11 protein-coding genes are annotated in these 12,851 nt (G+C 68.1%); 4 read left to right on the forward strand and 7 right to left on the reverse strand.

Going from position 1 to position 12,851, the window contains the following annotated elements:
- Positions 1-39: 39 nt before the first annotated feature.
- Complete coding sequence (gene glpD / locus SMAL_RS17900; protein WP_012512175.1) at positions 40-1,521, forward strand: glycerol-3-phosphate dehydrogenase; 1,482 nt, start codon at positions 40-42, stop codon at positions 1,519-1,521.
- A 93-nt stretch (positions 1,522-1,614) separates the two neighbouring features.
- A complete protein-coding gene (glpK, locus tag SMAL_RS17905) occupies positions 1,615-3,114 on the forward strand; it encodes a glycerol kinase GlpK (protein ID WP_012512176.1) in 1,500 nt (499 codons plus the stop codon).
- A 69-nt stretch (positions 3,115-3,183) separates the two neighbouring features.
- Here the strand turns inward: glpK and SMAL_RS17910 are convergent, their stop codons facing one another.
- The gene (locus SMAL_RS17910; protein ID WP_006394939.1) at positions 3,184-3,978 is read right to left on the reverse strand and encodes a MetQ/NlpA family ABC transporter substrate-binding protein; all 795 of its coding nucleotides are present in this window, start codon (positions 3,976-3,978) and stop codon (positions 3,184-3,186) included.
- A gap of 26 nt (positions 3,979-4,004) precedes the next feature.
- Positions 4,005-4,976: a helix-turn-helix transcriptional regulator gene (locus SMAL_RS17915; protein WP_012512177.1), complete on the reverse strand. Its 972-nt coding sequence runs from the start codon at positions 4,974-4,976 to the stop codon at positions 4,005-4,007.
- Positions 4,977-5,055: 79 nt separating this feature from the next.
- On the opposite strand from SMAL_RS17915, the gene SMAL_RS17920 reads away from it, so the two are divergent.
- Positions 5,056-5,670: a LolA-like protein gene (locus SMAL_RS17920; RefSeq protein WP_012512178.1), complete on the forward strand. Its 615-nt coding sequence runs from the start codon at positions 5,056-5,058 to the stop codon at positions 5,668-5,670.
- Between the two features lie 106 nt (positions 5,671-5,776).
- Positions 5,777-6,553: a DUF481 domain-containing protein gene (locus tag SMAL_RS17925; protein WP_012512179.1), complete on the forward strand. Its 777-nt coding sequence runs from the start codon at positions 5,777-5,779 to the stop codon at positions 6,551-6,553.
- Positions 6,554-6,668: 115 nt separating this feature from the next.
- Here the strand turns inward: SMAL_RS17925 and hemC are convergent, their stop codons facing one another.
- The 5 genes from hemC to mdoH all read right to left on the reverse strand — a co-directional run bounded on the left by hemC (position 6,669) and on the right by mdoH (position 12,590).
- On the reverse strand, positions 6,669-7,580 hold the full coding sequence (hemC, locus tag SMAL_RS17930) for a hydroxymethylbilane synthase (protein WP_012512180.1): 912 nt from the start codon (positions 7,578-7,580) through the stop codon (positions 6,669-6,671).
- A 585-nt stretch (positions 7,581-8,165) separates the two neighbouring features.
- Positions 8,166-8,897, reverse strand: a complete 732-nt coding sequence (locus SMAL_RS17935) for a LytR/AlgR family response regulator transcription factor (protein ID WP_006395075.1) — start codon at positions 8,895-8,897, stop codon at positions 8,166-8,168.
- 10 nt (positions 8,898-8,907) lie between these two features.
- Entirely contained in the window at positions 8,908-9,951 is a 1,044-nt protein-coding gene (locus SMAL_RS17940) for a sensor histidine kinase (protein ID WP_198283146.1), read from the reverse strand.
- A gap of 3 nt (positions 9,952-9,954) precedes the next feature.
- Positions 9,955-10,614: an alpha/beta hydrolase gene (locus tag SMAL_RS17945; RefSeq protein WP_012512182.1), complete on the reverse strand. Its 660-nt coding sequence runs from the start codon at positions 10,612-10,614 to the stop codon at positions 9,955-9,957.
- A 50-nt stretch (positions 10,615-10,664) separates the two neighbouring features.
- Positions 10,665-12,590, reverse strand: coding sequence for a glucans biosynthesis glucosyltransferase MdoH (mdoH, locus tag SMAL_RS17950; RefSeq protein ID WP_012512183.1), 1,926 nt, complete (start codon positions 12,588-12,590; stop codon positions 10,665-10,667).
- Positions 12,591-12,851 lie beyond the last annotated feature (261 nt).

The raw sequence follows: 12,851 nt of genomic DNA on the forward strand, positions 1-12,851 counted from the left end.
GACAGTCGACTCTACATACACACAGGATGCGGAGGCGCGATGCACGACGTCGACCTGCTGGTGATCGGTGGTGGCATCAACGGTGCCGGCATCGCCCGTGATGCCAGCGGTCGTGGCCTGCGCGTGCTGCTGTGCGAGCAGCACGACCTCGCTGCGCATACCTCCAGCGCCAGCAGCAAGCTGATCCACGGTGGCCTGCGCTACCTGGAACAGCGCGAGTTCGGCTTGGTACGCAAGGCCTTGGGCGAACGCGAGGTTGTTCGCCGACAGGCTCCTTACCTGGTCCGGCCACTGCGTTTCGTGCTGCCCTGGGAACCGCACCTGCGCCCACGCTGGCTGCTGCGCATGGGCTTGTGGCTGTACGACCACCTGGGGCCGCGCAGCCCGGCCTTCCCCGCATCGGGCGCACTGGATCTGCATCAGGACCCGCTGGGCGCACAGCTCTCGCCATCGCTGCGACAGGCGTTCAGCTATGCCGACGCACAGGTCGATGATGCGCGCCTGGTCGTCCTCAATGCGCTGGATGCCGCGCAACGCGGTGCACAGGTACGGGTCCACAGCCGCTGCGTCGACCTGCGCGCCGAACAAGGCCGCTGGCACGTGACGCTGGAAACAGCCGACGGCCAGCAGCAGGCGGTGATCGCCCGTGCCGTGGTCAATGCCGCCGGTCCGTGGGCAGGCGGCCTGTTGGATCGGATGCAGCCGCGCAGCGCCGGCCCTGCCCTGCGCCTGGTGCAGGGCAGCCACATCGTGCTGCGCCGCGCCTGGCCTGACGACAGTGCCTGCCTGCTGCAGCAGCCCGATGGCCGCGTAGTGTTCCTGCTGCCGTTCGCCCACGACCACCTGCTGGTGGGTACCACCGACACCGACTACCGCGGCGACCCGGCGCGCTGCAACGTGCTGCCTTCCGAGGTCGCCTACCTGTGCGAGGCGGCCAACCGCTATCTGCGCGAACCGATCAGCGCGGCAGATGTGGTCTGGCAGTTCGCCGGCGTGCGTCCGCTGCTGGCCGACCCCGACCCGCGCGCGGCGAAGCTGAGCCGCGACTACCGCCTGCAGCTGCAGGTGGATCCGGCACCGGCTTTGCACATACTGGGAGGGAAACTGACAACCTACCGGGTGCTGGCCGAGGAAGCGCTGGAGCTGCTGCGCCCTGCCCTGTCACAGATGGGAGCGGCATGGACCGCAACGGGAGAACCGCTACCGGGCAGTGACTGGGGTGACGCCGGGCAGGCATGCTCGCGACTGATCGCTTTGGCGCCGTGGTTGCCAGCGGACATCGCGCGGCGCTGGGCCGAAGCCTACGGCAGCCGCAGCGTGGCGTTGCTGGAGGGTGCGCAGAGCATGGCCGATCTGGGCGAGGCATTCGGTGCTGGCCTGCATGCACGCGAAGTGGCGTTCCTGCGCGAGCATGAGTGGGCGCATAGCGCCGAGGATGTCCTGTGGCGGCGGAGCAAGCTGGGCCTGCGGCTGGATGCCGCGCAGGCGGCGCGGCTGCAGGCGTGGATGACGCAACGGTAGCGCCGGGCCATGCCCGGCGGATCACGGTGACGCCGGGCATGGCCCGGCGCTACCGATGCATTAGGATTTCCCAATCGCTACCGGAGACGCTGCATGACGCCCCGCTACGTGCTGGCCATCGACCAGGGCACCACCAGTTCGCGCGCGATCCTGTTCGACCGTGCCGGCGACATCGTCGGCAGCGCGCAGCGCGAGTTCGCGCAGATCTTCCCGCAGCCGGGCTGGGTCGAACATGACCCGCGCGAGATCCTCACCAGCGTCTATGCCACGCTGACCGAACTGCTCAGCCGCGGGCAGATCGACCCGCGCCACATCGCCGCACTGGGCATCACCAACCAGCGCGAAACCACCGTGGTCTGGGACCGCGCGACCGGCCAGCCGATCCACAACGCCATCGTCTGGCAGTCGCGGCAGAGCCACACCATCTGCGAACGGCTGAAGTCCGAAGGACATGAGGCGCTGGTCCGTGAGCGCACCGGCCTGCTGATCGATGCCTATTTCTCCGCCACCAAAGTGCGGTGGATCCTCGACCACGTAGAGGGCGCGCAGCAGCGTGCCGAGCGCGGCGAGCTGCTGTTCGGCACCATCGACAGCTGGCTGGTCTGGAACCTGAGCGGTGGCCAGGCGCACGTGACCGACTACAGCAATGCCGCGCGCACCCTGCTGTTCAACATCCACACGCTGGACTGGGACGACGACCTGCTGGCGCTTCTGGACATCCCGCGCGCGATGCTGCCGCAGGTACGCGACTCCAGTTCGGTGTACGCGCACACCCGGCCGCAGTTCTTCTTCGACCATCCGATTCCGATCGCCGGCATCGCCGGTGACCAGCAGGCGGCGCTGTTCGGCCAGGCCTGCTTCCAGCCGGGCATGGTCAAGAATACCTATGGCACCGGCTGCTTCATGCTGATGCACACCGGCGCGCAGGCGGTACGCTCGCGCAATGGCCTGCTGACCACCATCGCCTGGGGCCTGGACGGGCGCGTGGAGTACGCGTTGGAGGGGTCGATCTTCGTCGCCGGTTCCGTGGTGCAGTGGCTGCGCGATGGACTGCGCATGATCGAGCGCGCCGGCGACAGCCAGGCGCTGGCCGTGCAGGTGCCCGACAGTGGTGGCGTGTACCTGGTGCCGGCGTTTGTCGGCCTGGGTGCACCCTACTGGCGCAGTGACGTACGCGGGGCGATGTTCGGCCTGACCCGTGGCACCCACAAGGCCCACTTCGTGCGCGCGGCACTGGAGGCGATGGCCTACCAGACCCGCGACGTGCTTGATGCGATGCAGTCCGATGCCGGCATCGCGCTGACCGAACTGCGCGCCGACGGCGGTGCGATCGGCAACGACTTCCTGGCCGGGTTCCAGGCCGACATCCTCGGCGTACCGCTGCTGCGGCCGCGGCTGACCGAAACAACCGCCCTGGGTGCGGCCTATCTGGCCGGGCTGGCGGTGGGGTTCTGGACCAGCCGCGAACAGATCGCCGCGCAGTGGGGGCTGGACCGGCGCTTCGAGCCGCAGATGGAAGTGGCCCGGCGCGAGAAACTGTATGCGGGATGGCAGCAGGCCGTGGCGGCCACCCTCGCCTTCCACGTGGATTGAGGGCGGTAGCGCCGGGCCATGCCCGGCGAACACCCATTCCGCCGGGCATGGCCCGGCGCTACCCCAACATCAGAACGCCGGCAGCACCGCGCCCTTGTACTTGGACTCGATGAATGCCTTCACCTGCGGGCTGGTCAGGGCCTTGGCCAGCTTCTGCACGCGGGCGTCGTCCTTGTTGTCCGGGCGTGCGACCAGGAAGTTCACGTACGGCGAATCCTTGCTCTCGATCGCCAGTGCATCCTTGGTCGGGTTGAGGCCGGCATCCAGCGCGTAGTTGGTGTTGATCAGGGCCAGGTCGACCTGGTCCAGCACGCGCGGCAGCATCGCCGAATCCAGCTCACGGAACTTCAGCTTCTTCGGGTTGGCGGTGATGTCGCGCTGGGTCGACAGTGCGTTGGCCGGGTCCTTCAGCTCGATCACACCAGCCTTGTGCAGCAGGATCAGCGCGCGGCTGTTGTTGCTCGGGTCGTTCGGGATCACCACGTCGGCGCCTTCGCGCAGCTCGGCCAGCGACTTGATCTTGCGCGAGTACGCGCCGAACGGCTCGATGTGCACGCCGATCACCTTCACCAGATCGCTCTTGCGATCGCGGTTGTAGGCATCCAGGTACGGCTCGGTCTGGAAGTAGTTGGCATCCACCTGCTTCTGCACCAGCTGGTCGTTGGGCTGCACGTAGTCATTGAACACGCGCACGTCCAGGTCCACGCCTTCCTGCTTGAGGATCGGCTTGACCACCTCAAGGATCTCGGCGTGCGGCACGGCCGTGGCGGCCACCACCAGCTTCTGCGAAGGCTCGCCGGACTTGCCGCAGGCGGTCAGGGCCAAGGCAGCGGCGAGCAGGGGCAGCAACAGGGTCTTCTTCATGGGCAAAAGGGTTCTCGGGGGGAGGGTCAGGAGTTGTCGTAGTTGCTCAGGGCAAGCTCAAGCAGCGCCTTGGCCTGCTCGCGCAGCATCACCGGTTCGACGATCTCGGCATCCGAGCCGTAGTGCAGCACGTCCATCAGCAGTTCGCGGGAGACGCTGTACGGTACCTTCAGCTCATAGCGGCCGTCGGCCAGGAAACGGCCCTGCTGCTTGGAGTGCCAGTGTTCGTCGGCCACCCAGCGAGCGGCCTTGGCGCTGAACAGGATGGTCGCCCAGCCCTTCGGTGCACCGGAGAAGATGCCGTAGCTGGCGCCGAGCTGTTCGTCGAGCTCGCTGTCGGCAACGTCGCGGGCGGTGTTGTCGACTACCCGCGCCTTGTGGATGCGGTCCACGGCGAAGCTGCGCAGGGCCTCGCGGTCGTGGTCCCAGGCATCCAGGTACCAGTTGTCGCGATAGTGGGTCAGGCGCTGCGGCGAAACGGTGCGCTTGGTCGGCTCGTCGGTAGAGCGTGCGCGGTACTCGAACGCCAGCTGGCGGCGCTCCAGCACGGCCGAGGCCACGCTGCGGAAGCTGCCCTCGTCGAACTTGCGGCCACGGTGCGGGATCACCCGCACACGGTCCACCGGCCAGTTGGAGACGCCGGCCTGGGCCGCCAGCAGGCTCTCGATGCGCTGTTGCAGCGGTGCCAGCACCGAGGACAGCACGCCGCCGCCGGTCCGTGCCAGCAGGTGCTGCGAGGCCAGCAGGGCGTGCAGCTCCTCCGAGCTCAGCCACAGGCCGGGCAGCTCGAAGCGGTCACTCTCGTCGGCCTGGTAACGGAAGCCGGCCTCGCCGTCGCCCTCGATCGGTGCCATCAGCGCATCGCGCAGGAAGGCCAGATCGCGGTAGACGGTGGCACGGGAACAACCGAGCTTGTCCTGCAGGGTCGCCACCGTCACCGGATAGCGCGCGGACTTGAGCAGACGATGCAGGGCGGTGATGCGTTCGTATCGGTCCATACCCCCGATTATGTCCGAGTCGCGGGTCTTGTGTGGGACGTTTGGGCTATCGTGGGCGCCCCGCCCCATGGAACACCCGATGCGCCGGTTGCCTGCCCTGCCCCTGCTGGCCTGCCTGCTGCTGGCCGCCTGCGATCGCGCACCGGCTCCGGCCGGCACTGAAGCCGCCGTCCCAGCCGCCGTCCCTGCCTCCGATCCGGCGCAGGCCGTGCTGGCGGCCAGCCAGCGCTTCGCCGCCCTGCGCAGCTTCCATGCCGAACTGGAGGTTCTGGGCGCGCCGCAGCCGGTACGCAGCGCCATGGACTTCGTTGCCCCCGACCGATTCCGGCTGCAGACCGCGGCCGGGCCGCAGACGATCATCGGCGACACCATGTTCCTGCAGGCCGACGGCGGGGTCCGCCAGGTCCCGACCCCGCCGGGCCTGCTCGAGCAATGGCGCAACCCGCTGCCGGCCGATGCCCTGCCCGCCGACCTGCAGGCCGAAGACCTCGGCGGCCAGTCGCTGGATGGAGTCGAAACCCGTCACTACCGGTTGCGCGGCACCCAGCCCGGCGAACGCCTGGAGTACTGGGTGGACGCACAGGGCCTGCCACGGCAGATCGTACGCAGCGGCAGCAGCAACGGCCGCAGTTTCCAGCTGCGCCTGCGCTATTCGCGCTTCAACGACCCGGCATTGCGCGTCGATCTACCCTGAATGGGCGGTGGCAGGAACGTTTCCTGAAGCGGGTTTTGGATCGATTCGGACCGCCATCACGCTTCCAGTATCATCACCGGCTGTCAACCGCTTCGGAGAAGCCCCGATGTCCCTGCGTGTGTCCCTGCTGATCCCCCTGCTGCTGTGCGCGCCGCTTGCGTATGCGCAGGATGCCTCCGAACTGGCGGCGATGTCTTCGCCGTGGAGCGGCAGCGGCGGCGAGCTCGGCTTCGCCTCGGCACGCGGCAACAGCAGCACCGAGAGCTTCAACGGCCGCCTGCGCCTGCGCTATACCGACGGCGACTGGGTGCACAGCATGGACCTGGCTGGCCTGCGTTCCAGCTCCAAGGTGACCGAGACCCGCGACGACGGCTCCACCAGCCGCCGCAACAACACCACCGCCAACCGCTACACCGGCAGTGCCGGCAGTGCGCTGCAGCTGGGCGAGCACCGCCAGCTGACCGCGACGGTGCGTACCGAGCGTGACGACTTCGCCACCTACGACCGCCAGAGTTCGTTCGGTCTGGGTTACGGCACCCGCCTGTGGAACACCGAGCGCTTCTCGTTCGACGCGCAGATCGGCCCTGGTGTGCGCCGCACCCACAGCACCGAGGACGACCGCACCCGCACCGGCATGATCGGCCGCGGCCTGTTCGACATGAAGTACTCGCTGACCGACAACACCGACCTGGTCAACACCCTGCTGGTCGAATCGGGTTCGTACAACACCTTCGGCCAGAACGACTTCGGCGTCTCGGTGAGCATGAACGAACATCTGGCGCTGAAGGCCGGCTGGCAGGCGCGTTACAACAGCGACGTAGCCGCAGACAAGCGCAAGACCGATACGCTGACCACGATGAACGTGGTCTACAAGTTCAAATAAGAAACGGGCGCCAAAGGCGCCCGTTCTTCTTTCGGTAGTGCCGGCCGCTGGCCGGCAACTGCATTCAATCGGGGCACGAGGTTGCCGGCCAGCGGCCGGCACTACCTGCGATGCCTCAGACGTTCAGCAGTTCGCCGGCACCGGCATCCAGCAGCATCTTCGCCACGCGCTGGCCCAGTACTTCCGGGTCACTGGCCGGGCCGACGGCCTCGGCGCGCACCGCGCGGCCATCACTGGCACTGCCCACCAGTCCCTGCAGGTGCAGATCCTGCCCCTGCCACTGCGCGATCGCCGCCACCGGCACGTGGCAGCTGCCATGCAACGCACGGTTCATCGCCCGCTCGGCTTCGACGCAGGCACGGGTCGCCGCGTCATCCAGGCCGGCGAACAGCGCCATCAAGCGCGCATTGCTGCCATCACATTCCACCGCAACCGCGCCCTGTGCCGGCGCCGGCAGCCACTGCGGCGGTTGCAGGCGGGCAACGATGCGCTCGCCCAGCCCCAGCCGTTCCAGCCCGGCCACGGCCAGCACGATGGCGTCGTAGCCGCCGTTGTCGAGCTTGGCCAGGCGGGTGTTGACGTTGCCACGCAGGTCCAGCAGCTGCAGGTCCGGTCGCAGCGCGCGCAGCTGCGCCTGCCGACGCAGCGACGATGTGCCAACCCGCGCACCGATCGGCAGCGCATCCAGCGAGGCGTACAGGTTGGAAACGAAGCCATCGGCCGGATCGTGGCGGGTCAGCATCGCCGGCAGCGCGAAGGGTTCGTCCAGCTCCATCGGCACGTCCTTCAGCGAATGCACGGCGCAGTCGGCCTCGCCACGCAGCATCGCCAGCTCCAGCTCCTTCAGGAACAGGCCCTTGCCACCGATGGCGGCCAGCGAACGATCGAGCACCTCGTCACCGCGGGTGCTCATCGGCACCAGTTCCACATGCAGGCCGGGGTGGGCCTGGCGCAGGCGATCGGCGACGTGTTCGCTCTGCCAGAGGGCGAGCGGGCTCTTGCGGGTGGCGATGCGGACGGTTTCCATCCGGTCATTATCGCGCCTTCGGCGCGGATACGGCCAACGGCGGAGCCCCTCGTGGATGACCGTCGTGAAAGCAACAGCCGCGCTTGGCCGGGTGGGTGGGTCGCGCAGGGGACGCTGCAAGTACGTCCTTGTAAGCTCGTAGGCGCCATCCATGGCGCCTGCGCCCCTGCGCAACCCACCCACCCGGCCCCTGACAGTTTCCGTGTGCGCCAGCCACGGAAGATCAAAAAAAAGAGCAGAAGCAGAAGCAACTGCCGACGGCTTCCGGGGTCAGATCCCTTTTCCGCAGGAAAAGGGATCTGACCCCTCTTCCCAAGCCGATAACAACAATGCTTTTGCTGTCCGATGCAGTGGAGAACGAGAGGGTGGGGCCGGGGTGGGGTTGCGGGACCGTTGGCGCCATGGATGGCGCCATCGAGCCCCCATGGATGGGTTTACGGCGTGTCCCGCCACCCCACCCCGGCCCGACCCAGCACGTAAGAACAACGAGCCGACCAACCTGCTGTTGATGTTGATGTTGCTGTTGATGTTGATGTTGCTTCAGACGTTGCTCGTCAGCAGTCGCGGCCGCAGGCCGCGCGGAACCTACAAATGCCGCAGTTCTTGCTTCAGCGTCGCCACGCAGCGGCGGCTGACTTCCAGCGGTTGCTTGCCATGCCGCAGCACCGCCTGCACCTGCCCACCCGTGCCACGGCGCAGCTCGACCAGTTCGTGGCGCGCCACCAGGCAGTTGCGATGGATGCGGATGAAGCGGCTGGCGAACTCTTCTTCCAGCGACTTCAACGACTCCTCGATCAGGTCCTCGCCGCGCGCGTGGTGCACCACCACGTACTTCTCTTCGGCCTGCAGGTAATGGATGTCGTCCAGCGGAATCAAGCGCAGGCTGCCGCGCAGGCGCGCGCACAGCATGCTGCGGGCCTGCTGCCCGCGGTGGTCCTGCGGCTGGCCATCACGGCCGGCCAGGAACGTGCGTGCACGTGCGATCGCTGCCGCCAACCGCTCGGCACGAACCGGCTTCATCAGGTAATCAATCGCGGCCGCCTCGAACGCCGACAGCGCATGCGCATCGTAAGCAGTGCAGAACACCACCGCCGGGCGCGGCTCGAAGCTGGCCAGGTGGCGGGCGGCTTCCAGGCCATCCAGCCCGGGCATCGCGATATCCAGCAGGACCAGGTCCGGCTGCAGTTCCGCGCACGCGTGCAGGGCCTGCTCGCCGTTGCCGGCCTCGGCCACCACATCCACGCCGTCCTGCGCTGCCAGCAGGCTGCGCAGGCGCTCGCGTGCCAGCGGTTCGTCATCGGCGATGACTACCCTCACGGTCGTCCCCTCACTGGATCGGCACTGTCACCTGGCAGGCATAGTAGCCCTCGCTCCAGCCGGCCGTCATCCGCGCGGTGCTGCCGAAGCGCCAGGCAAGGCGATGGCCGATGCTGTGCTGGGCATGACCCGCGCCCCGCGCCAGGGCCAGTCCCGGGGCCTGCGGGTCGGGCGCCGGATTGCGCACACGGATCTGCAGCTCATTGCCCTCGCGGACGAGCTGCAGTTCGATGGTGCCGCCCTCGGGCAGGCGCGAGATGCCGTGCAGCACGGCATTCTCCACCAGCGGCTGCAGTACCAGCCTCGGCAATGGCAGGTCCCAGGGCAGCGGCTCGTCGCGCTGCCAGCGCACCTGCAGGCGCTCGCCCAGGCGCAGCGATTCAATCGACAGGTAGCGCTCGGCCAGCTCGCATTCGTCGCGCAGGGTGGAATCACCCTCGCCCGCCCCCAAGGCTGCGCGGAACAGATCGGACAGGTCGAGCACCGCGCGCTCGGCCACTGCCGGGTCGCGATGCAGCAGGCTGGCGATCAGGTTCATGCTGTTGAACAGGAAATGCGGGCGGATCCGTGCCTGCAGCGCATCGGCCTGCGCGCGCGCGTTGGCCTGCACCTGTGCGGCCCAGCGATCACTCACATAGAAGTAGCGCAGGGCCAGTGCGGTGATCAGTGCGGTGGTTGCGGCGCTGCCGAGGGTGAAGCGCCAGAAGCTGATGCCATGGGCGAAGTTGTCCCCCAGCACCGCATACAGGGCGTGCACGATGCCGGCGCAGACCACTGCGATCAGCGCCGCCAACGCAATCGCCGCGACCGCGCCCAGCAGCTGCGGCAGCTTCGACAGCGCCTGCCGCAGCAGGCACAGGCTGGCGGTTACCGCCAGCGCCAGCCACAGCGCGAAGCCACTGGCCGACAGCAGTTCGCCAAAGGTCCAGTGGCGGCTGCCGTCGGGCGCCAGGGCCAGCACCACCACCACCAGCTCGGCCAAGCCGAGCATCGCCGCCAGCCGTGGCAGGCGGCACAGTTCCGGCATCCACGGCGGTGTGCTGGCCGGAGGCATGGCTCAGGCGGCGCCCAGGCGTTCCTGCAGCCAGTCACCCAGCGCCTGGATTTCTTCGGCGCAGACCTGGTGGGCCATCGGGTAGCTATGCCATTCCACCACCAGGCCCAGCGACTGCAGTGCCTGCGCGCTGTGCGCAGCCACTGCCTGCGGAATCACCGGATCGGCGCTGCCGTGGGCCATGAACACCGGCACCTGCACGGCACCTTCAATACGCTTGGCGGTCTCGGCTTCGGGCAGGTAGGTGGACAGCGCGATCAGGCCAGCCAGCGGCGCGGTACGCGACAGCGCGGCGGTGAGGATGACGGCACCGCCCTGCGAGAAACCGGCCAGGAAGATCTTCTCCGGTGCGATGCCACGTTCGATCTCGCGGGCGATCAGCGCATCCAGCTGCAGCACCGATTCCTGCACGCCGGTCATGTCGGCACGCGATCGGAAATCCATGCCGACGATGTCGTACCAGCCGCGCATCGGCACGCCGTTGTTGATCGTGATCGGCCGCACCGGTGCATGCGGGAACACGAAACGCAGCGCCGGCCAGTGCGGGCGTACCAGTTCCGGCACGATCGGCGCGAAGTCATGGCCATCGGCACCAAGGCCATGCAGCCAGATCACCGACCACTGCGGCGAAGCGCCGGTTTCCTGTTCCACCGTTTGCAGCATGATGCGGCTCCTTCAAGTTCGAGCCGCATTATGCCGCTGGCGCAGAGGAATCAGTACAGCGGCGGTTGCTCGGCCGCTTCCCGGCGCAGCTGGGCGGCGCGCACCAGTACCGGTGGCGGGATGTTCTCCTCGGGGATATCGAGCAGGCCAAGGCGGTGCAGGAAGGCGCCCGGGCCACGCGAGGACGTAAGTGCCACCACCGGAATGGCCAGCACCATGCCGATCACCACCGGTGCCATCCACGCCGCCAGCGATGGCGACACCGCCCACGCCAGCACGCCCATGAAGGCACCGAACACGCCCAGGCCACCGTAGCCGCGGATCAGCGCCATCCAGGATATGCCGCCGTCGTCGCGCTGCTGGGCGTCCCAGCCCGAATCGCGGCCGGACAGCACTTCGGCCACGCCACGCGACTGCACGTACATCACCACCGGCGCCATCAGTGCGGCCAACACGGTCTCCACCAGCATCGACACGAATGCACGGATCGCGCCGCCGCAGCCGCGCCGGTCGACCGAGTCCAGCAGCATCGCCAGGTACCCCAGCACCTTGGGCATCAGCAGCACCGCCATGGTCGCGGCGAACAGGCGTACCACCTGTTCCTCGTCCTGGGCGCGCCAGTACACGCTGGGCGACAGGTGCAGCAGGGCGTTGAAGTCGATGCCCTCCTGGAACAACGGGATGGCGATGCCGATCAGCATCAGCATCGCCCACATCGGCGCGGTGAAGTAATGGCCGATGCCGATCAGCATGTGCACGCGGCTGATCCAGTGCAGGCCGCGGCTGCCCACCACCTTGCCGTGCTGCAGGTTGCCCTGGCACCAGCGGCGGTCGCGCACCAGCATGTCGGTCAGGGTCGGCGGACCTTCCTCATAGCTGCCGCCCAGGTACGGCACCATGTGCGCGGCCCAGCCACCCCGACGCATCAGCGCCGCTTCGACAAAATCGTGGCTGAGCACATGGCCCCCGAACGGCTTGCGTCCCGGCAGCGCCGGCAGGCCGGCCTGATCGGCGAAGGCGCGCGTGCGGATGATCGCGTTGTGGCCCCAGTAGTTGCTCTCGGCGCCGTGCCACCAGGCCACGCCGCGGGCGATCACCGGCCCGTACACGCGGCCGCCGAACTGCTGCATGCGGGCAAACAGGGTGCGGCCACCGATCACCGAAGGCAGGGTCTGGATCAGGCCAACGTCGGCGTTGTGTTCCATGCCGGCCACCAGGCGCACGATGCTGTCGCCGGTCATCAGGCTGTCGGCATCCAGGATCAGCATCTGCGGGTAGGCGCCGCCGAAGCGGCGCACCCAGTCGGCGATGTTGCCGGCCTTGCGCGCGCCGTTGTCACTGCGGCGACGATAGAACAGCCGCCGCTGGCCGTCGGGCACGCGCTCACGCAGCTCGGCGAACACCTGCTCCTCGGCCCGTGCAATGTCCTCGCGGCGGGTATCGCTGAGCACGAAGAAGTCGAAACGTTCCAGCTGCCCGGTGGCCGCCACCGATTCGTAGATCGCCTGCAGGCCGGCCAGCAGCCGGCGCGGGTCCTCGTTGTAGGTCGGCATCAGCAGCGCGGTGCGGCTGTGCACGGTCGGCAGCGGTTTGTCCGGGTCGATGCCGAGGCGGTAGCCACGGTCGAACACGGCGGTCAGGAAGCCGGCCACGGCGCTGGCGAAGGACAGCGCGATCCAGGCGAACAGGCCTACGAACAGCACCAGCAGGCACGCTTCCAGCACGCTGATGCCGTTGCCCGACAACACCCGCCACATCATGCGCGTGGCCACGGTGGTCATCACCGCGGTGCCGCCGAGGATGTACAGCCGGCGCAGGCCGATCATGCGCGGCGAGGTGCGATGCCTGCGGACTTTCAGCTCGCCTTCGCGCAGGGTCTGCTCGGGCATCTGCAGCGGCGATTCAGCAGGCAGCAGCGCCCAGCCGGCGTCAAGCCGGGGCGTATCCGCTTCCGCGTGGATGGTCTGCACCCCCATCGCCGCCTACTCCGCGCAGTCGGCACGGCCGGCCATCCCGGCCGGGCTGCATGCACGAAGGTTCCCGGCGCGCCTTCCCGGCGCCCGCACTTGTCCTGGCTGTGCCGGCCTGTGGCCGCACAGTCGATGTCTGTCACTACCGGAACCCACACGATCTCCAACGGGGCGGAATCGAAAATGCGGCGCCAGTCTAGGGCGCTGGATGTAAGCCGCGCGCGAAGGTGTACGCCGGGATTTACCCCCATTCAGCAAACAGCAGGC

The sequence above is a fragment of the Stenotrophomonas maltophilia R551-3 genome (assembly GCF_000020665.1).
Taxonomy (GTDB): domain Bacteria; phylum Pseudomonadota; class Gammaproteobacteria; order Xanthomonadales; family Xanthomonadaceae; genus Stenotrophomonas; species Stenotrophomonas maltophilia_L.

What these genes read in the sequence shown, in the direction of transcription:
- glpD (WP_012512175.1), top strand. Translation starts at nt 40, where the DNA reads ATGCACGACGTCGACCTGCTGGTGATCGGTGGTGGCATCAACGGTGCC.
- glpK (WP_012512176.1), top strand. Translation starts at nt 1,615, where the DNA reads ATGACGCCCCGCTACGTGCTGGCCATCGACCAGGGCACCACCAGTTCG.
- SMAL_RS17910 (WP_006394939.1), bottom strand. Translation starts at nt 3,978, where the DNA reads ATGAAGAAGACCCTGTTGCTGCCCCTGCTCGCCGCTGCCTTGGCCCTG.
- SMAL_RS17915 (WP_012512177.1), bottom strand. Translation starts at nt 4,976, where the DNA reads ATGGACCGATACGAACGCATCACCGCCCTGCATCGTCTGCTCAAGTCC.
- SMAL_RS17920 (WP_012512178.1), top strand. Translation starts at nt 5,056, where the DNA reads ATGCGCCGGTTGCCTGCCCTGCCCCTGCTGGCCTGCCTGCTGCTGGCC.
- SMAL_RS17925 (WP_012512179.1), top strand. Translation starts at nt 5,777, where the DNA reads ATGTCCCTGCGTGTGTCCCTGCTGATCCCCCTGCTGCTGTGCGCGCCG.
- hemC (WP_012512180.1), bottom strand. Translation starts at nt 7,580, where the DNA reads ATGGAAACCGTCCGCATCGCCACCCGCAAGAGCCCGCTCGCCCTCTGG.
- SMAL_RS17940 (WP_198283146.1), bottom strand. Translation starts at nt 9,951, where the DNA reads ATGCCTCCGGCCAGCACACCGCCGTGGATGCCGGAACTGTGCCGCCTG.
- SMAL_RS17945 (WP_012512182.1), bottom strand. Translation starts at nt 10,614, where the DNA reads ATGCTGCAAACGGTGGAACAGGAAACCGGCGCTTCGCCGCAGTGGTCG.
- mdoH (WP_012512183.1), bottom strand. Translation starts at nt 12,590, where the DNA reads ATGGGGGTGCAGACCATCCACGCGGAAGCGGATACGCCCCGGCTTGAC.